Source organism: Bradyrhizobium sp. SZCCHNS2022 (assembly GCF_032377575.1).
Lineage (GTDB): Bacteria > Pseudomonadota > Alphaproteobacteria > Rhizobiales > Xanthobacteraceae > Bradyrhizobium > Bradyrhizobium aeschynomenes.
The window spans coordinates 892,039-910,821 of the sequence record NZ_JAUHHZ010000001.1 but is presented as its reverse complement, the minus strand read 5'-3'; the positions used below and the strand labels follow the sequence as shown (position 1 = coordinate 910,821).

At 66.2% G+C, this 18,783-nt stretch carries 14 protein-coding genes and 1 pseudogene; 5 read left to right on the top strand and 10 right to left on the bottom strand.

The genetic code is table 11. The features are described 5' to 3' along the window. The first annotated feature begins 59 nt into the window (after positions 1-59). Positions 60-1,784, top strand: coding sequence for a caspase family protein (locus QXZ94_RS03930; RefSeq protein WP_315719318.1), 1,725 nt, complete (start codon positions 60-62; stop codon positions 1,782-1,784). A 162-nt stretch (positions 1,785-1,946) separates the two neighbouring features. On the opposite strand, the gene QXZ94_RS03925 is transcribed toward QXZ94_RS03930, so the two are convergent. After that, the gene (locus QXZ94_RS03925; protein ID WP_172180544.1) at positions 1,947-2,729 is read right to left on the bottom strand and encodes a hypothetical protein; all 783 of its coding nucleotides are present in this window, start codon (positions 2,727-2,729) and stop codon (positions 1,947-1,949) included. Between the two features lie 221 nt (positions 2,730-2,950). Here QXZ94_RS03925 and QXZ94_RS03920 point away from each other — a divergent pair, with 221 nt between their 5' ends. Next, a complete protein-coding gene (locus QXZ94_RS03920; protein WP_172180546.1) occupies positions 2,951-3,238 on the top strand; it encodes a DUF3303 domain-containing protein in 288 nt (95 codons plus the stop codon). 214 nt (positions 3,239-3,452) lie between these two features. Then, the gene (locus tag QXZ94_RS03915; RefSeq protein WP_315719317.1) at positions 3,453-4,262 is read left to right on the top strand and encodes a hypothetical protein; all 810 of its coding nucleotides are present in this window, start codon (positions 3,453-3,455) and stop codon (positions 4,260-4,262) included. Between the two features lie 46 nt (positions 4,263-4,308). Here QXZ94_RS03915 and QXZ94_RS03910 read toward each other — a convergent pair whose 3' ends face one another. After that, positions 4,309-5,508, bottom strand: a complete 1,200-nt coding sequence (locus tag QXZ94_RS03910) for an adenylate/guanylate cyclase domain-containing protein (RefSeq protein WP_315719316.1) — start codon at positions 5,506-5,508, stop codon at positions 4,309-4,311. Between the two features lie 191 nt (positions 5,509-5,699). Beyond that, positions 5,700-7,040, bottom strand: a complete 1,341-nt coding sequence (locus tag QXZ94_RS03905; RefSeq protein ID WP_172113716.1) for a carbohydrate porin — start codon at positions 7,038-7,040, stop codon at positions 5,700-5,702. Between the two features lie 388 nt (positions 7,041-7,428). On the opposite strand from QXZ94_RS03905, the gene QXZ94_RS03900 reads away from it, so the two are divergent. Continuing rightward, entirely contained in the window at positions 7,429-7,935 is a 507-nt protein-coding gene (locus QXZ94_RS03900; RefSeq protein WP_246739310.1) for a hypothetical protein, read from the top strand. 14 nt (positions 7,936-7,949) lie between these two features. Here the strand turns inward: QXZ94_RS03900 and QXZ94_RS03895 are convergent, their stop codons facing one another. The 6 genes from QXZ94_RS03895 to QXZ94_RS03870 form a co-directional block, all read right to left on the bottom strand. After that, positions 7,950-8,207 (bottom strand): hypothetical protein, encoded by a 258-nt coding sequence (locus QXZ94_RS03895; protein WP_315719315.1) that lies wholly within the window; start codon positions 8,205-8,207, stop codon positions 7,950-7,952. 45 nt (positions 8,208-8,252) lie between these two features. Beyond that, positions 8,253-8,468 carry a hypothetical protein gene (locus tag QXZ94_RS03890; protein WP_315719314.1) on the bottom strand — a complete coding sequence of 72 codons (216 nt, stop codon included), beginning with the start codon at positions 8,466-8,468 and terminating at the stop codon, positions 8,253-8,255. 515 nt (positions 8,469-8,983) lie between these two features. Further along, on the bottom strand, positions 8,984-11,941 hold the full coding sequence (locus QXZ94_RS03885) for a bifunctional [glutamine synthetase] adenylyltransferase/[glutamine synthetase]-adenylyl-L-tyrosine phosphorylase (RefSeq protein ID WP_315719313.1): 2,958 nt from the start codon (positions 11,939-11,941) through the stop codon (positions 8,984-8,986). Then, positions 11,938-13,395 carry an ATP-binding protein gene (locus QXZ94_RS03880; protein WP_315719312.1) on the bottom strand — a complete coding sequence of 486 codons (1,458 nt, stop codon included), beginning with the start codon at positions 13,393-13,395 and terminating at the stop codon, positions 11,938-11,940. The genes QXZ94_RS03885 and QXZ94_RS03880 overlap by 4 nt, the downstream gene beginning before the upstream one ends. Beyond that, positions 13,379-14,059: a response regulator transcription factor gene (locus tag QXZ94_RS03875; protein ID WP_315726077.1), complete on the bottom strand. Its 681-nt coding sequence runs from the start codon at positions 14,057-14,059 to the stop codon at positions 13,379-13,381. Before QXZ94_RS03875 ends, QXZ94_RS03880 begins: the two co-directional genes overlap by 17 nt. Positions 14,060-14,317: 258 nt before the next feature. Further along, entirely contained in the window at positions 14,318-15,901 is a 1,584-nt protein-coding gene (locus QXZ94_RS03870) for a Do family serine endopeptidase (RefSeq protein WP_315719311.1), read from the bottom strand. 1,351 nt (positions 15,902-17,252) lie between these two features. Here QXZ94_RS03870 and QXZ94_RS03865 point away from each other — a divergent pair. Continuing rightward, a complete protein-coding gene (locus QXZ94_RS03865; RefSeq protein ID WP_315719310.1) occupies positions 17,253-17,972 on the top strand; it encodes a hypothetical protein in 720 nt (239 codons plus the stop codon). A gap of 166 nt (positions 17,973-18,138) precedes the next feature. On the opposite strand, the pseudogene QXZ94_RS03860 reads toward QXZ94_RS03865, so the two are convergent. Further along, positions 18,139-18,474, bottom strand: a pseudogene (locus QXZ94_RS03860) (methyl-accepting chemotaxis protein); the annotation flags it as partial. Positions 18,475-18,783: the final 309 nt, after the last annotated feature.

Below are 18,783 nucleotides of genomic sequence, written 5' to 3'. Positions count from 1 at the left end.
GTCGATATTGCCGGATAGTCTGCCCCGGCTGCGAGTCAGGACGATCGTCTGGGGCAACCATGTCGGCATTGCGCTACCTCTTAGTCCTCGTTCTGCTGCTGAGCGGCAGCACGGCCGCGTTGGCCGAGAAGCGCGTCGCGCTGATCATCGGCAACGCCACCTACAAGACGGTCGCCCGCCTATCGAACCCGGCCAATGACGCCCGTCTGGTCGGCGACATGCTGAGGACCGCCGGCTTCGAGCGCGTCGATGTGAAGCTCGATCTCGGCGTGCAGGAGATGCGCCGCGCCTTGCGCGAGTTCGGTGCCCGGGCGCGCGAGGCCGAGGTCGCGCTGATCTACTACGCCGGGCACGGCATCGAGCTCGACGGCGTGAACTACCTGATCCCGACCGACGCCGCGCTGGAGGCGGACAGCGACGTGCTCGACGAGGCGATCGCGCTGGAGCGCGTGCTGTTTGCGATCGAGCCCGCCAAGCAGCTGCGCCTCGTCGTGCTCGATGCCTGTCGCGACAACCCGTTCGCCAAGACGATGAAGCGCAGCGTCGCCTCGCGCAGCATCGGCCGCGGCCTTGCCAAGGTCGAGCCGCCGAGCCCGAACACCATGATCGCCTTCTCGGCCAAGGCCGGCTCGACCGCCGCCGACGGCGACGCCAGCAACAGCCCGTTCGCCACCGCGCTGGTGGCGCATCTGCCGAAGCCCGGCCTCGACCTCCGCCGCGCCTTCGGCTTCGTCCGCGACGACGTGCTCAAGGCGACCGGCTATCGCCAGGAGCCGTATGTGTACGGCTCGCTCGGCGGCAACGACGTGGCGCTGGTGCCGGCTGCGCCCGCGGCCGCCGCGGCGACCGATCCGGACGCAGCGATGCGGCGTGACTATGAGCTGGCCGAGCGCATCGGCAGCCAGGCCGCGTTCGACGCCTTCCTGGAGAAGTACCCGACCGGCTTCTACGCCGCGCTCGCCAAGGCGCAGCGCGCCAAGCTCTCCTCGTCCGTCACCGCCGCTCCTGCGACCCGGCCCGCCGATCTCCGCGACAAGCCCACGGACACCGCCCGGGGGCCCGAGCCGCCGGCGGCCGAGGTCACACGCAGCCCGCCGGAGCCGGCGCCGCGCGCGGAGAAGTCGCCCGCACCGGAGCCGACGATGGTGGCGGCGCTGCCATCGCCCGCCGAGAAGCCCGCCGCGGCGGTGCAGCCGCCGGACCTGCCGCGCCTGCTCTTCGGCGAGCTGCGCCGCGTCGGCTGCAGCACCGCCAACAGCGACGGCGCTTCGAACGGCACGTGGGACGGCAATGCGCGCCGCGCGCTGGAGCGCTTCAACAAGCAGGCCGGCACCCGGTTCGACGTCAAGATGGCGAGCCTCGACGCGCTCGATGCGGTGAAGGCGAGAACGTCGCGCGTCTGTCCCCTACTCTGCGACAAGGGCCAGCGCGCCGAGGGCGAGAGCTGCGTCGCCATCGCCTGCCCGGCCGGTCAGGCGCGCGACGAGGACGGCGACTGCGTCAGGCGCAAGGACGAGCCTGTCGCGCGGAAGCAGACCGAGCCGGTGAAACGCGAGGAGCCGGCGCGCAAGAAGGAGCCGGCGGTGGCGATGCGCACCGAGCCGGAGCCCAAGCGCGGCGGCGGCGGCGGCCGCTGCACCAGCATCAGCCAGCGCTGCGCCATCGAGATCGGCGGCCGCTGCGATGCCGCCACCGGCAAGTGGGAATACGGCCGCAACGGCGCCGGCGGCAACACGATGTCGTTCAACAACTGCATCGGTCGGATGATGGCCGGGCGAAGGTGAGCCGGCACATCCGACGTTCGTACCTGCCGCACGATCGCCTGCGGACGACGATGTTGCGGCTCCCGGGAAACGCAACACGTTCTCATCGTTTGAGCATGAATCTCCGCAAACGCCTTTGGCGCCTCATTGCGAGGACGCTGATTTTCGCTTCGGGCCGATGCACTAGTGCGGCAAGGCCGCTCTGTAGCGCTCCTGCGCCGCCTGCCACGCCTCCTGGGCTTTCTGCAATTCCGCACTGGCCCCGGCCTTCCTGAGCTCCGCGACACGCGCACCGAGCGCAGAAACCTCAGCCGCGAGCTGCTGGATAAGGGGATCGCCGGCAGGATGGCTGCCGAGCGAGCCCGTTGGAGGACTGCGCTCAACCTTGGGATCGCCAGTCGCGGTGCGATGCGATGCCTCCGGCGGATCGCCGGGCCCGCCCCACTCTTTCCAGCCACCGGGATCGTCGGGCAACTCCTCGGCGAGGATGGCCGACTTCTGCGTCATGGTCCAGACGCCCTGGCCCTCGTTGACGACGACCTGCACGCCCTTGTCCTTGTCGAGATAGATCTTCAGCAGCGCGTGCGCGTACCCCTGCTCGGCATTGGGATCCACGACGGTCGGAACGATCGCCCCGCTGAATTGCGCGACCCAGATGGCGCCGACGTCCTTGTTGTAGACGCGTGTCAGGCCCTCGACCTTGACCCGCACGGAGAAATTCTCATGGCCGAGCTTGGCCCGGCCGAAGCGCCGCTGCGCCACCATGAAACGCTCGATGTAGTCGTCGATGGCGCGCTGTGCCTGCCAGGGCGCCACGCCTTCCACCGCACCAGCGCCTTGCGCCCGCGCGGCGACGATGCCAACGCCGAAGTCGAGAGCCGTCACGCCGCCCAAGAGCAGAGAGACGCCGAACACAGCCCTCGCAAGCCGGTGGCTGAGCCGTTCACTTCCGATGATCGCCGCCATTGTCCCCTCCGTGGATCGACCGTGGCGGCGATATCATTCTAATATTGCGTGTATTTCATTGCGAAAGATCAATGAACGTGTATCGCAAATGCTCAACCTCTGGCACATCAACGTCCGGACGGGAAGCGGAGCCATCGGCCATCCCAACATGGGCCGCCAGGCGACTGGATGTCCGCATCAATTTCGCCCAAGATGCGCCGCGACACATCTCGGAGCGACGCATGCTGTTCATGGTGATCGAACGTTTCAAGGACCGCGACCCGATCCCGGTCTACCGCCGCGTCCGCGACCCCGGCATCAAATTTCCCGACGGCCTGACATATCTCGGCAGCTGGATCGAGCCGAATTTCGACCGCTGCTTCCAGCTGATGGAATGCGACGACGCCCGCCTGCTGCAGCAATGGATCCTGGCAAACGCCCGCGACACCGGCATGACCTTCGAGATCGTGCCGGTGGTGACCAGCGCCGAGACGCGCGAGGTGGTGGCGCCGTATCTCGACCAGGCGTGAGCTGGAAGGAGCAATGGTGGACTGGTTTGAACGACTGACTGGCTTCAAGGAGACCGATTATGCCTCCACGCGAGCCAGGCTGAAGGTCGAGAACGGACGCCTGGCGTCCCTCGTCAACGGCCGGAGCTACGCGACCGGACGGCTCGAGCTCCCGAGCTTGTCGGACTTGCGCCGACAGGCGCGGCAATCACCGTGCAGGCCAGGACGGCTGCGCGTGAGTCTCGTCAGCGGTGACATCCGCGAGCTTCATCTGTTTCCGGAGTTCGCCGGCGCCCTGTTCCAGGTCGCCTCGCAGTTCAATCTGCTGGAGATGATCGGCCCACACGCCACGCCGGAAGATGGCGTGACGATCTATCAGTCCGATCCGACCCAGGGGCCGGCCTGCGCGATTGCCGCAGGCGCCGCGACGATCTACCGGAACTACTTCGCCCCGGTCGGCAGCCAATCGGGCCAGACCCGCGACCGTCAGCTCGACGCGCTCGCGGATGTCGGAGCGGCCCTGAAGAGCCGCCTGCCCCGCGGCGGCGAGCTGTGGGCGATGACGAACGGCTATGCCCTGTGCACGCGGACCGGACTCGACACCATCACGGGGATACTCGACGCGAGCGATGGCGATGAGATCGACGCGTTGCGCGGACAGCTTCGGATCGGCCTGCATTCCGACGTCGAGCTGACCGACGCCAACGAGCCGCGACCGACGGTGTCGCAGGCCTTCTGCTCTGCGCTTCCGGTGGCCTATTGCTCGCCCGCTCCCCGATATTGGGAGAGCTTCGCTCGCCTGGTCCTGGAGGCCAGCTACGAGGCGACGATCTGGGCGGCCGTGCTGAACGCCACACGCGGCTCGAACATCGTCCTGCTCACCAGCGTCGGCGGCGGCGCATTCGGAAATGAGGACAGCTGGATCGAGGACGCGCTGCGCCGCGCGCTGTTGCTCGCGTCGAGCTTCGAGCTCGACGTCAGGCTCGTCAGCTATGCTCGCCCGACCGAGACGTTCCTCCGGCTTCAGGCGGAGTTCGGCCGCTGAGCCATGCCGTGAGCACGGCACAGCTCGTAGATCGCAGCACGATGCCCTACCCTTCGAACGCAAACAGCTCGATCGGGTCGCTGAAGCCGCGCACCGGAAATTCGCCGACGCGCTCCAGGGCGAACGGTCCTTCGACGAGCTCAGCGAAGGCGCGTGACATCAGCACGGGGCGGCCGACCTGCTTGGTCAGCGCCTCCATGCGCGAGGCCATGTTGACCGCCGGTCCGATCACGGTGAAATCGAGCCGCGAGCGCGAACCGATGTTGCCGTACATCACGTCGCCGACATGGATGCCGATGCCGTAGCGGAGCGGTGCACGGCCGCTCTCGGCATGGCGGGCGTTCAGCTCCGCCATGGCCTGCCTGGCGCCGGTCACCGCGTGCAGCAGGTTGGCGCAAGCGTCGGGCTGACTGAGCGGAAAGATCGCCAGCAGGCCGTCGCCGATGAATTTCAGGATCTCGCCGCCATGCTGGGTGATCGGCTCCACCATTGCGTCGAAATAGCCGTTGAGCAGATCGATGACGTCGTCACGTGGCCAGTTGTCGGAGATCTTGGTGAAGTCGCGGAGATCGCAGATCATGATCGCGGCGCGCACCGTCTCGCCGCTGCCGCGCCGCGTCGCCCCGGCCAGCACCATCTGGCCGGCATGCGGCCCGACATAGGTCTCGAGCAGGGTCCGCGCCAACCGGTTCTTGATGCGGATCTCGCTGACCAGCGCCAGCACCGGGACGAGCCGGCGCAGCGCATCGATATGGGCATGGTCGAAGCCGCCGTGGCGGTCGGTCGCAAACGTCACGATGTGGCGCTTGCCCAGCGTGTGGTAGATCGGCCAGGCGACATAGTCGGTCAGGCCCATGGCGCGCATGTCGTCATAGACGGCATGCTGGCGGCCGAGCTCCGGGTCGCGTGCCAGATTCTCGCGGATCTCCTCGGCGCCGTCGACGATCTCGCTGGCCGGGCTGCCGATATATTCCGACCGCTCGCGCACGTCGTAGTCGACGCGCGCGATCTCCGCCCCCTCCATGCCGTCGCTCCACAGCATCCGGGCGCCGAGCCATTGCGGGTGATTGATCTGGACATGCAGCGAGGCGCGCATCACCGGAATGCCGGCGCGCTGCAGCCTGACGCACATCTGGCCAAAGATGTTGTCGATGAAGCGCTCGTCGCGGGTGCCGTTGGTGAGCCAGTCCACGACCTCGTCGCCCAGGCGCTGGCCCGGAGCGAGGTGGACGTCAGATGCGGTCATGGCAATCTCCTGGGCGGCCTCGGCTGGCGGTGCAGGAGATGTCGTGTCGCAATGCAAAAGAGTCAATCGACATCATCGCCGGGTGCCCTGCCCTGGTGGGCAGGGCTGCGGCCCACGCGATCGGCCGATGCCCTGCCGCACAGCGAGTGACGGGCGGATGACGCATCCGCCCGCTCCGATTCGTCTTCGGATCAGAAGTGCACCACCGTACGCAAGCCGAGAACAAACGCATTGCCGGTCTTCACGCCGGCCGCGTTGAACCCGCGTCCGCCCGGATTGATCACATACTGCGCATCGAACTTCAGGTTCATCCAGCCGGTGGCCTGCCAGCCGTACCAGGCCTCGATCGGCACTTCGTTGCCGCCGGCATTCGGCGTCAGCGCCGCCGAGTTGACATGCGTGGTGCCGACCGCGAAGCCGACCTCGTCCTCGGGACGGAACGAGAAGGTGCCGGTGTGCTTGATGCCCCAGGAGATCTGGTAGTCCTGATAGGACGTGCGGTGATCGGCGACGCTGGTGTTGAGGAAGGTGTACCAGCCCTGCGCCTTCGGACCCTCGACGGTCAGACGTTGCAGGATCGACTCGTAGAAGCCATAGCGGCCGCGCTGGCTGCTGAGGTTCTGATCGCCCACGCCGGGACCGCCGGGAACGACGGCGACGATGCCGGGCAGACCGCCATCGATCGACGACGCGCTGTCATACCAGCCGCCGAAGCGCCAGGTGCCGTTGAGCGGGCCGCTCGGCTCCCACACCACTTCCACCGGCACCAGCACGCCCGCGGCCGGATTCGAGCGCGGAATGCCCGGCGCCAGATACACGCCGGCGTCCGACGTCGTCAGATAGTTCGGGTTGGCGTCGTAGACGCCGACCGACAGCTTCCACTCCTTGGTGAAGTTGTAGTGCACCACACCGGCCCACTGGCTGACCGGCCAGTTGTAGATGTAGCCACCCTGGATGTTGCCGGGCTGGCCGCCGCAGAAGGTCAGGTTGATGAACTCGCACTGGCCGAAGAAGAAGTCGGAGCCGACCGGAAGACGGCCGCCCTTCAATTCCAGGCGATCGTCGAACAGCTTCTGCGAGTAGTACAGTTCGGTCAGGCGCAGGATGTTGCCGCGGCCGAACACCTCGTTGGTGAGCTGCAGCGCGGGGATGCCGGCCTCGCTGTTGAGGTTCTTGCCGAAGCGATCGACCAGCGTCAGGCCGATCGTGCCGCCGTGGATGCCGGCGAGCTTGGCCATGTCGAACTTGGCCTGAAACCACAACTGCCCCGCATTGGCAGATGTATTTCGCGCGCCGCCCGACAGGTTGGTGACGGCCTCGTCACCCAGCGTGAGCGCGAGCGAGATGCCCTGCTCCTTCAATCGGGTCCGGCCGAGATCGCCGAACAGATACGGCCGCGTCCAGAAATCATCGACCCCGGCATAGGGAATCGGCGCCTTGGTCGGCATATCTGCCGCATACGCCCCACACCCCAACAGAGACAAAGCAACACCCACGCCGCACATGCGTGCGGTCGTCACATAACCACTCATTTTCCTGCTCCTCGCAGCGCCCCAGGCTCCGGCTGTTGTTCTGTCGCGTCCGGCCCGGAGCCCTCCGTCCCGGCACGCGCTTCCCCTCGGCTCACCCCCGGCCGCCGCCCATTCATTGGGCGAATTCGTCAACCTGAGATTGGACGGGGACCCTAGCAAGCGCCAAGGTGCCTTTGAATAGTCATATTATATTGTGGAGTCGGTATAAAAGTAACTGTGACATGGACGTCACATACTGCGGTGCGGAATATCGGTCCCGCATGGTAATTGCTCTGACGCCTGGAAGCGTCCCGCGGAGAGCAACGCGACAGAGTTCGGCGGCCGTTTGTCGTGGTTGCGGATCTGTGCTCTTGGCTGACAGTGAGCCCATCTCGACGAGATTCGCCGCATGACGATGTCCGAGCTTGATTTGTCAGAAGAGCGCTGGACCAGCCTCCACGGCGGCTATCGCGTCCCCTACGATCCACGCCTGGCCCTGCAACGCCTCGAACGTGGCGACGCCTCCGCCTGGGACGAGCTCTGGAATGAGCTGCACCATCAAGGCGACATCGGCGAAGCATCCTTCGCTGCCGTGCCCGGTCTGGTCCGAATCCACGAGCGCCGCAGTGTTGCCGACTGGCAGACCTACGCGATCATCGCGACGATCGAGCTGGCGCGAGATGACGCTCGTAATCCTGCAATGCCGGCCGACCTGCGGGAGAGCTACGACGCCGCTTGGCGCCGACTGGTGGACATCGGTCTGCGAGAGCTTACCTCGGCCAATGACGCGGCGCTGATCGACAGCATCATCGGGGTCATCGCGATCGCCCGCGGCCAACGCGCACTGGGTCGCATCGCGGCCGACTTCACGGAAGACGAACGGCGTGCGATGCTCGACGGCGAATGGCCTCCATGAATCTCGATGTGGCCTCACGGGTAGAAGCGCTTTAGGAAAGCATCGATCTCGTCGTCATCTGCGCGCCAGTCGCTGCCGCGCTCCATGTACATCAAAGCAAGGCCAAGCAGTTGCAGGGGGCTCTCGGCGACGAGTTCAAGCGTCCCCTTCGTTGCGCTCCACAGTTCGCCATCGCCCCGATGGCGACGATTGATCTCGTATCCGAGCTTGATGAGCGTCAGATATGCTGGAATTTCCGCGTTGCCTGCCGCCGCGATGGTCTGCATGGACACGGCGTTCTCCAATTGGAAGGGAACACAGCCGAACGACTGCTTCAATCAAACAAACAACTCCTCGCGGCTCTCCACCGCCGGCGAGACGCCGAGCTTGGTCGATTTGCCCGGCGGGCACAATCGCGCCAACGAAAGCACGAGACCACTCTGATCACGGGTCAAGATCGTCTGCGCCAATCCTTCCATTTCAGCATTCAGTTCAACCACATCGCCCATTTCAAGAGCCTCCCGCAAAAATAAATCACTTCCGAAAATCAGCAAATCATGTCTATTCTCTCCGCGTTCCGGTCCGGATGAGGGGCGTACGCGTCGTCACGACACGTTGGATCGGCAATGCGGTGGACGTGAGGACATCAGCGCGCTTCAAGGGCGCGGACGAGTGATGTGCTCGCGGACGTGAAGTCGCGTGGTCCTGGCACCCCGAAGCTGGTGTCCTGCGGCAATGCGCTCGAAGCGCAGGGTCGCGAACGGTGGCCAAAAGCCGGCGCACCGGGGAGATCGCGTATAAGCGTTAAAACCATCGCGCAGGGAATGCCGGGTCGAATCGGCTGAACCTGTGGTACCTGCCGCCTGCATTCTTGTTCGCAGGCGGGCCATGGGTGAGGCCTTCACCCGGCATTCCCTGCGCCCTCATCGTCTTTCGAGGGCGGACGCCTTCCGCAGTCTCCGGGCGCGATCGCGCCGCGGACGCGCTGGCGCTTGCCCGGCTGTTTGAACGGTTGAAGATGGTGGATGAAGCGCGCAGCCATGCTGCCTGCGCGAGGTTTGCCCCGCGATCACGGCTCGAGCAGCGCCGTAAACACGCGGCGTACCTCGCTCTGCGTCTCTCGGACGCGCGCCTCCAGCGCCGAGAAGTCCGGCGCGTCGCCGGCGCGCGCCATCACCCGCAGGAGGTCCTCGCCGGCCTGATCCGGCTTGAACTTGTCGCTGACGCACAGCCGCAGGATCTGCGTCAGGTCGTGATAGAGCCGCGCGGCCTGGCGCAGGATCACGGCTTCCGCCCGCGGCAGCACGCCGAGCCGCTCGGCATTGTCGAGCACCGCGAGCGAGCTGACGTCGAGGATCTCGGGCGTCGTCGCGGCGTGGACGAGCTGCAGATATTGCGCGACGAAGTCGATGTCGACCATGCCGCCGGCGGCGTGCTTGAGGTCCCACAGATCGGCCTCGCCCTTCTCGGCGGCGATCGCGCGGCGCATGTCGGCGACGTCGCGGGCGATGGCGGCCGGATCGCGGGTGCGGCGAAGCGCGGTCTGGATGATCCCTTCGATGCGGGCGCGGAACGACGGCGACGCCGAGATCACCCGCGCCCGCGTCAGCGCCATGTGCTCCCAGGTCCAGGCCTCCTGCTCCTGATAATGCGCAAAGGAATCGATGTGCGATGCGAGCGGACCGGCGCGGCCCGACGGCCGCAGCCGCATGTCGATGTCGTAGAGCACCCCGTAATTGGTGCGCGACGTGAAGGCCGAAATCAGCCGCTGGGTGAAGCGGGCGAAATAGTGCGCGCCCTGCAGCGCGCGCTCGCCGTCGGAGTCGGGTGCGTCGGCGTCGAAATCGTACAGCAGGATCAGATCGAGATCCGACGACGCCGTCATCTCGCGGGCGCCGAGCCGGCCCATCGCGACGATCGCGGTCTCCTGCCCCTTGATGCGGCCGTGTTGCGCGGCGAAGCGCTCGGTGACGAGGTCGTGCACGGTGTGCACGATGCCCTCGGCGACGTCGGCGAACGCGGTGCCGGCCTGCTGCGCCGACACGGTGCCGGAGAGAATGCGGGTGCCGATCAGGAACAGGCTCTCCTGGCCGAACTGCCGGAGGCGATCGAGAAACTCCTCATAGGTGCCGGCGTCCTGCAGGGTCGCGGCCAGGCGCGCCGACAATTCGCGGCGATCGGGAATGGCGCCGAAGAAGCGCGGATCGATCAGGCCGTCCATCAGCCGCGGCTGCCGCGCCAGCATGTCGCCGAGCCGCGGCGCCGCGCCGAGCACGAGCGCCACCAGCGCGACGAGGTCGCGGTTCTGCCCGAGCAGGGTGACCAGCCGCCCGCCGAGCTGCAGCGCCTGCAGGAAACGGTCGAACGCGACGACCGCGCGATCCGGCTCGTCGGCATGCGCGAGACCATCGATCAGCGCGGGCAGGAAGTCGTTGAAGGCAGCGCGCGTCGCATCCGCGCGGAACACGCGGTACTCGCCCGCCTGCCATTGCTGCAAGGTTTTCGCGACCATCACCGGATCGCGGAAGCCGAGCCCGGCAAGGTGCTCCATCAGGCGCGGCTCGTCGGGCCCCGCGCCGTAGTTCACGGCCGGCAGGCTGACGGTGCCGGTGGGATCGCCCTCGAACAGCCTCGCATAGTGTCCCTGCACGATGTTGAGGTGGAACAGCAGGTCGACCGCAAAGCGCTCGCGGCTGTCATAGCCGAAGAAGCACGCGAAACGGCCGACGCCCTCGACGTCGTCCGGCAGGCTGTGGATCTGCTCGTCGGCCATCATCTGCAGCCGGTGTTCGACGCGGCGCAGGAACTCATAGGCGACGGTGAGCTCGTCACGCGCCTGCGCGGTGATCCACTTGCTGGTAGTGAGCACGTCGAGCGCCTGCAGGGTCGGGCGCACGCGCAGCTCGGGGTGGCGGCCGCCGGCGATCAGTTGCTGGGTCTGGGCGAAGAACTCGATCTCGCGGATGCCGCCGCGGCCGACCTTGACGTTGTGCCCCTCGACCGCGATCTCGCTGTGGCCGCGATAGACCTGCATCTGCCGCTTCATGTCGTGGACGTCGGTCAGCGCCTGGAAGTCGAGATGCTTGCGCCAGACGAACGGCGACAGCTCGGCCAGCATCGCCTCGCCGGCGGCGATATCGCCGGCGCAGATGCGGGCCTTGATCATCGCGGCGCGCTCCCAGGTGCGGCCCTCGCGCTCGTAGTAGTGCAGCGCCGCCTCGGTCGACATCGCCACCTGCGTCGAGGCCGGGTCGGGCCGCAGCCGGAGGTCGACGCGGAACACGTAGCCGTCGGCGGTGCGGCTCTGCAGCAGCCGCGCCAGCGCCTGGGTGACGCGGACGAAGAACGGCTGCGGCTCGATGTCGCGCGCCAGCGTCGTGGCGTCGGGATCGAAGAACACGATGAGGTCGATGTCGCTGGAGTAGTTCAGCTCGCCGGCCCCCATCTTGCCCATCGCGAGCACGAACAGCCCGCAGCCCCGCTCCGGCTGCGCAGCATCCGCAGGCGACAGCCGGCCCCGCGCGGCCTCCTGCCGCAGCAGATAGCGCAGCGCCATCTGCACCGAGGAGACGGCGACATCGGTCAGCCCGGCCGTCACCTGCATGACCGGCCAGACGCCGCCGATGTCGCAGAGCGCGATCAGGAGCGCCGCCTCGGATTTGAGCTGCCGCAGCAGCCGCATAACATCCGCTTCGCTGCTCGCCGCAAACACCTCGCGGCCGGTACGGGCGATCAGCTCGGCGAGATGCGTCTGCGGCTCGCAGCGCAAAAGGCGGTCGAGCCGGTGGCCGTCGGCGCGGACGAGGTCGAACAGATAGGGCGAGCACTCGGCGATGCCCAGCAAGATCGTCCGCGGCCAACCGTCGGCGAGCAGCGCGCGGAGCGATGCGGCCAAAGGCGGCTCGAGCTCGGCGAGCCACTCGGTGAGGCGTTGTTCGGCTTTGTCGGGCGCACGGACATGCGGGCCGGCGACGAAACGCCCGGCCAGGTTCTGCCCGTCCGCGTTTCCCGGCGCGGAGGAGGTCATGCGGCCTTCTGTGGCACATCCCGCGTCGGCGCCGCAAGCTTGGCGGACAGCCCCGTCCCCGCCGGCAGCACCAGGGTCGCGACCAGCCCCGGCCTGGCATCGCCGAGGCGCAACTCGCCGCCGTGGAGCGTGGCGACGGCGGAGGCGAGGCTCAGGCCAAGGCCGGAACCGGGCAAGGTGCGGCTTGCCTCGAGCCGCACGAAACGCTCGACGGCGTGCTTACGCTCGGCCTCCGGGATGCCCTCGCCGTGATCGGTGACGCTGAGCAGCACCTGGGAGCCCTCGCGCCGCGCCTCGATCAGGATCTCGCGGCTGCCTGCAGCCCCCGACTCGGACGGCACCGCGGCCGGCTTGCCGTATTTGATCGCGTTCTCGACCAGGTTGGCGAGCGCCTGGCTGATCAGCTCGCGATTGCCATGCACGGGCGCCGCAGCGGCCTTGACGCGCAGGGTCATCTCGTTGTCCTCCGCGAGCGGCTCGTACAGCTCGTGAATGCCTGCGGCGACATCGGCGACGTCGAACTCGACCATGTCGCCGCGCGCCTGTCCGGACTCCGCACGGGCGATCATCAAGAGCGCATTGAAGGTGCGGATCAGGCCGTCGGATTCCTCGATCGTCCGCTCCAGCGCGCCGCGATATTCCTCCTCGGAGCGCGACTTCGCCAGCGCCTCCTCGGCGCGGTTGCGCAGCCGCGTCAGCGGCGTCTTGAGGTCATGGGCGATGTTGTCGGAGACCTCCTTGAGGCCGGTCATCAGCGCCTCGATGCGCTCCAGCATGGCGTTGAGATTTTCCGCCAGACGATCGAGCTCGTCGCCGCTGCGTCCGACCGGCAATCGCCCGGACAGATCGCCATCCATGATCCGCCGCGTCGTGCCGGTCATCGCGTCGATCCGGACCAGCACGCGCCGCGCGACGAAGATGCCGCCGCCGATGCCGAGCACCACGACCACCAGCACCGACCATTGCGCCGCCTTGGCGACGATGCCGAACAGCCGGCGGCGCTCCTCGAGATCGCGGCCGATCAAAAGCCGAAAGCCGCTCGACAGCTGCGTGACATAGACCAGCGCGCGATGGTTCTGATCGCCGCCGTCGTCGAGCCGTCGATAGAACGTCTCCGACCAGCCGGACGAGCCCATCACGCCCGGTGCCAGCGCGTCGACATTGCCGGCGACCTGCTGTCCGGTGGGCGTGGTGAGCAAATAGAGATTGGCGCCGGGGCGCAGCGCGCGGCTCTGGATCGTGCCGACGATCCAGCGCAGGCCGCCACGGGTGTAGATGTCGGTCAGCTCGCCGATCTCGGCGCTGACCGTGGTCGAGATCTGCTCGGTGATGAGGCGGCGGGTGTTCCAGGCGAAATAGCCGAGCAGCGAGGCGGCGAACAGCGCAAACAACAAAAGATAGACCAGCGTCAGCCGGAACGCCGTGGTGCGGATCAGCTTACCGAAGGCCGTCACGGATCATGTACCCCGCGCCGCGGATGGTGTGGAGCAGCGGGCGGTCGAACCCCTTGTCGATCTTGGAGCGCAGCCGCGAGATGTGGACGTCGATCACGTTGGTCTGCGGATCGAAGTGATAGTCCCAGACGTTCTCCAGCAGCATGGTGCGCGTCACCACCTGCCCGGCATGCTTCATCAGATATTCGAGCAGGCGGAACTCGCGCGGCTGCAGGGTCAGCTCGTCCTTGCCGCGGGCGACGCGATGCGACAGACGGTCGAGCTCGAGGTCGCCGACCTTGTAGGTCGTCTCCTCCGCCGGCCCGCCATGGCGGCGCGACAGCACCTCGACGCGGGCGAGCAGCTCGGCAAACGCATAGGGCTTGGGCAGATAGTCGTCGCCGCCGGCGCGCAGGCCCTTGATTCGGTCGTCGACCTGGCCGAGCGCGGACAGGATCAGAACCGGCGTCCTGTTGCCCTTGTCGCGCAGCGCGCCGATCAGGGACAGGCCGTCACGCTTGGGCAGCATGCGGTCGACGACCAGCACGTCGTAATCCCCGCTCTCGGCCATGGCGAGCCCCTCCTCGCCATCGCTGGCGAGGTCTGCGACATGTCCGACCTCGCGGAACGCCTTGACCAGATAGTCGGCGGATTCGCGGTCGTCTTCGATGATCAGGAGGCGCATTGCGGAAACGGGGGCGATCACGGTTCGATGTCCATCTACATGGACCGGCCGCCGTTTCCGTGCAAGGCGGCGTGGGCCCGGGGATGATCAACGGGAAAGTGGGCGGCGAGGCTGGGGGACCTCACCGCCCGAGTTCCTTCCGACGGAGGGGGGCGTTGTTCCTACGGAAGGTGTGGAGGGAGCGGGACTTGAAGCCCGCCCCCAGGAAGAACCGCCGACGCGGGGGCACATGCCGGCGATCCTCCATCTCGAATGGCCTTAGCCCTTGGCCAGCGGCACCGCGACGAAGCGCGACTGGCCGCCGCTCTTCACGCGCATCAGCACGCTGTTCTTGTTGTCGGACTTCGCGGCGTTGATGGCCTCGCGCACGTCGCCGGCCGAGGTCACCGACTTGCCTGCGACCTCCAGGATCACGTCGCCTTCCTTGAAGCCGCGATCGGCCGCCGCGCTCTTCGGATCGACCTCGGTGACGACGACGCCTTCCTTGCCGGCGCCGGCCACGCTCGACGCCGGAGCGACGGTCATGCCGAGCTTCGGCACGTCGGCGCCGCGCGAGGAGCCGCCATTGTCGCCGCCGCCGTCGGCCTTGGCTTCGACCGTGTTCGGCAGCTTGCCGAGCGTCAGGTTGATGGTCTTCTCCTGGCCCTTCGACAGCACGTTGAGCTTGACCGCGGCGCCCGGCGCGATGCCGCCGATGGTGCGGGCGAGCTCACGCGCGTCCTTCACCGGCTCGCCATTGACCGCGGTGATGACGTCGCCCGACTGGATGCCCGCCTTCGCCGCCGGACCATTGGCCTGGGGCTCGGCGACCAGCGCGCCTTCCGCCTTCTTCATGCCGAGGCTGTCGGCGATGTCCTGCGTCACCGGCTGGATCTGCACGCCGATCCAGCCGCGGCTGACCGAGCCGTTGTCCTTCAGCTGCGCGATCACGCTCTTCACGGTCGAGGCCGGGATCGAGAACGCGATGCCGACGCTGCCGCCGGACGGCGAGTAGATCGCGGTGTTGACGCCCACGACGTTGCCGTCGACGTCGAACGCCGGGCCACCGGAATTGCCCTTGTTCACGGGCGCGTCGATCTGGATGAAATCGTCATACGGGCCGTTGCCGATGTCGCGGCCGACCGCCGAGACGATGCCCGCCGTCACGGTGCCGCCGAGGCCAAAGGGATTGCCGACCGCCAGCACCCAGTCGCCGATCCGCGGCTTGCCGTCGGCGAGTTTTGCGAACGGGAAGTTCGAGCTGCCCTCGACCTTGATCAGCGCGAGGTCGGTGCGCTGATCGGTGCCGATCACCTTGGCGCTGTAGGTCTTGCCGTCGTCGGTCGTCACCTCGACCTTGTCGGCGCCGTCGACCACGTGGTTGTTGGTCACCGCATAGCCGTCGGCGGAGATGAAGAAGCCGGAGCCCTGCCCGGTCACCGCGCGACCACCACGGCCGCCGCGCCCGCCCGGCATGCCGGGAATGCCGTTCTCACCGCCGAAGCGGCGGAAGAAGCGCTCCATCGGCGAGCCCGGCTGGAACGGCGTGTCGTCGTCATTGTCGTTCTTGGCGACCTTCTCGGCGATGTTGACCTTGACCGAAATCACCGACGGCTTCACCCGCTCCACGATGTCGGCAAAGCCGACCGGACGCGCGACCTTGCTGACCTCGTTGGCGACCTGCGCATGCGCCGCGGTCGAGAACACATCGAGCGGCGCGCCCTGCGGCGACAGGCCATAGGCGGCCACGCCGAGGCCCGCGACGACGGAGGCCATCAGCGCGAACTTGCGCGCCGAGAACAGGCCACGCCGGGGCTGGCGATAGGAGGGAAGCGAGGACAGGTCGGTCGGGCGGTCAGTCATACGGTTTTCTCCGCAAGCGATTTTGGTCAAGGTCTAAACGTGTGTCCCGGGCTGTTCGCCCCGTTCGCCAGTGAACATGGGACTTGCCGCCTTACGGCGTGCTGGCTGCGGCGTTAAACTTCTGTAATGGACGGACACGGAGACTGCGGCGGAATGGCGCAGATGCGGGAGCGCGTGGCAAAAGGCATTTTGGTTCAACAGCTTACCAAAGTCCCGGCCGCCCGATGGTCGCCATCTCAATAGCCATCCCCGCCAAAAGTCGTAATCCTCGTAGGGCGGGTTAGCCGCAGGCGTAACCCGCCGCCGCTTCGACGACGCCGGAGCCAGCCGCCCCACATCCGCCCGCACCGGAGCCAGCCCCCGGCGGATGACGCTGCACTAATCCGCCCGACCCGTCCGGTGCACCCGGCTGGTCGCGTGTCCCGACCACCGCTCGACTCCAGCTGGACCATGCGGCGCAAGCTCGCGCCCCACCTCCACCTGTCATTCCCCGCGAAAGCGGGGAATCCAATACGCCGCGGCCTGTCTGCTCAACCACGACGGCCGCGGCGTACTGGATCCTCCGCCTTCGCGGAGGATGACAGCGCAGTATGAAGGCACGCTGCCCGCGCCAAACTCCGTCATTGCGAGCGACGACCATCCCGATCCACATTGTCAAACAGCACGTGGAGAAAACTAACAGCAACCCGAGCAGCATCGCCCTCGCGACGCACTCCGCGCCCGAGCTATGCCCGACATCACACCCTCTCCTAACAGAGGGCGCAGGGAAGACCGGGAGCTTGCCGCCCCCATGGCCCCCGTGCGAACAAAAAGCACGGGGCAGGAACCACAGGTTCGGCTGAGACATCCCGGCCTTCCCTGCGCGATGGTTTTAACATTTATACGTGCTCTCCCCGGGGACCGGCTCATTGACCCCGTCGCCGGCGGATCATCACCACCAGCTTGGCCTCGGCACCGGGAGGCCAGGACGACACGATTTCCTGTCCGCAGTCAGCCGTTCGTCGGCGAGGCCGAAACCCCGCGTGCAGCCGCCCGCATCCATCGCATTCCGCAACCCGCGTCCGTGACGATCGCGATACGCTCCCTCAGCGGAACGGAACGAGCGGAGGATACGGGTGATTTGGGGTGGAGCGCAAGAAGATTTTTGATTATATGAATCGTATTTCTGTTTTACCGAAGATGACTTATGAACTAGGATTTTCGCTGGCGTCAAACTGCACTTTTCGCACAAGCTCGCTCGAATTCCCTTTTCAATTGAAACACAGAGACACTAAACTCAAAATGAGTCACCGGCGAAAGATCCCTCCACCAAGTTAAAGCAGATCAGTTCGTCCTGCCACGAGGTAGATGAATGAACGATTTTGGGCGCTCCTTTAATCCTTACGATGACCTGCCAGATGATCCTGAAGAAGCATTTCTGCGACTTGAGGCTTTTTACAATTCGGAGTGTAAGCGCCGTCTTGAAGCTGCGAGCAACGATGACCGGCTGGATATCATCTACGTTGACTATATAGCGCAAGTAGTAGCGGCAATTAATGCCCTTGAACTGGAAGGCCAGTTCAAGACGGAGGTACCTTCAATTCAAGACGTAGAGTACAATACCTACCTGAATTTCAACAAAGATGTGATGCACTACCGGACCATGCTTCTCATTAGAAGGAGCCAACGCCAACAAGGCTTCTCGGTACGTTTTGATGAGAACGTTAGACGTAAGATACATCACCACCTCGATCAGGTACTAGAAATTTTCAACAAGCTTGAGATTGAAGATAACAAACGCGAGAAGCTGATATCGCGACTGAATGACCTTCAAAGCGAGGTAGACCAGCCTAGGACTGGCTTCGAGCGCTTTGCAGCTCTTTCGATGGAAGTCTCCGGCGTTGTCGGCGAAGCACTAGAGCGATCGAGAATTATAGACCTGCTTGATGCAGTCGGCCGGCTTTTTTACGGAGCACAAACCGACAAGCAAAAGCAGCTACCGCGGTCCAAAGAAGCTAAACGGATTGAACCACCCCGACCAAAAATTGAGCCGCCGAAACGATCCGATATGGATGACGACATTCCATTCTAGTCCATTATGAGCGACGGCGCGTCGGGCGGCTTAGTTAGGAAGGCCCGGGCATCCACGTCGTTGTTAGTATGCCGGACGACGTGGATGGCCGGGACAAGAGCCCGGCCATGACGATGGGGAGGCAGACGAGCGCACCACTGCGATCGTCGGATGCGCGAGCTTCGCCTCACGCCGCCTGCAACGACCCCAGGAACCGGCTCACCTCCCGCTTCAACCGCCCGCTCTCTGCCGACAGCGACCGGGCCGCGGTCAGCACCTGGGCCGACGCCGAGCCCGTTTCCGATGCCCCCCGCTGCACGTCATCGATGTTGCGCGAGACGCGCTGGGTACCGTTGGCGGCGTGCTGGACGTTGCGGGAGATCTCGGCCGTCGCGGCGCCCTGCTCTTCCACCGCCGCGGACAAGGCTGCGGAGATTTCGGACTGGCGGCCGATGGTGCTGCCGATCTCCTTGGTCGAGCCGACCGACTCCTCAGTGGCTGCCTGGAGGCCGGAGACCTGCTGGCGGTCTCGCCGGCGTACGCCGCCGCTTGGTAGTCGTGGTGAGACACGATTGGTCCGACATCCCGCCCGATCGCATCTTCCTGTGGCTATGGGTCCCGGATCGGCGCGTGCTGCGCACGCTTGTCCGGGGCGACAGCGGAGGACTGGGTGGCGTCCTCGAAACAGGACTGAGACGACACCCTCTCCGCCGTCATTCCGGGGCGCGCGTCAGCGCGAGCCCGGAATCCATAGCCACGGCTGTCAGTTGTTGGAGCGGGATGTCGCGGCAGCCCGTCGCCATCATGGCCGCTCGTGGTTATGGATTCCGGG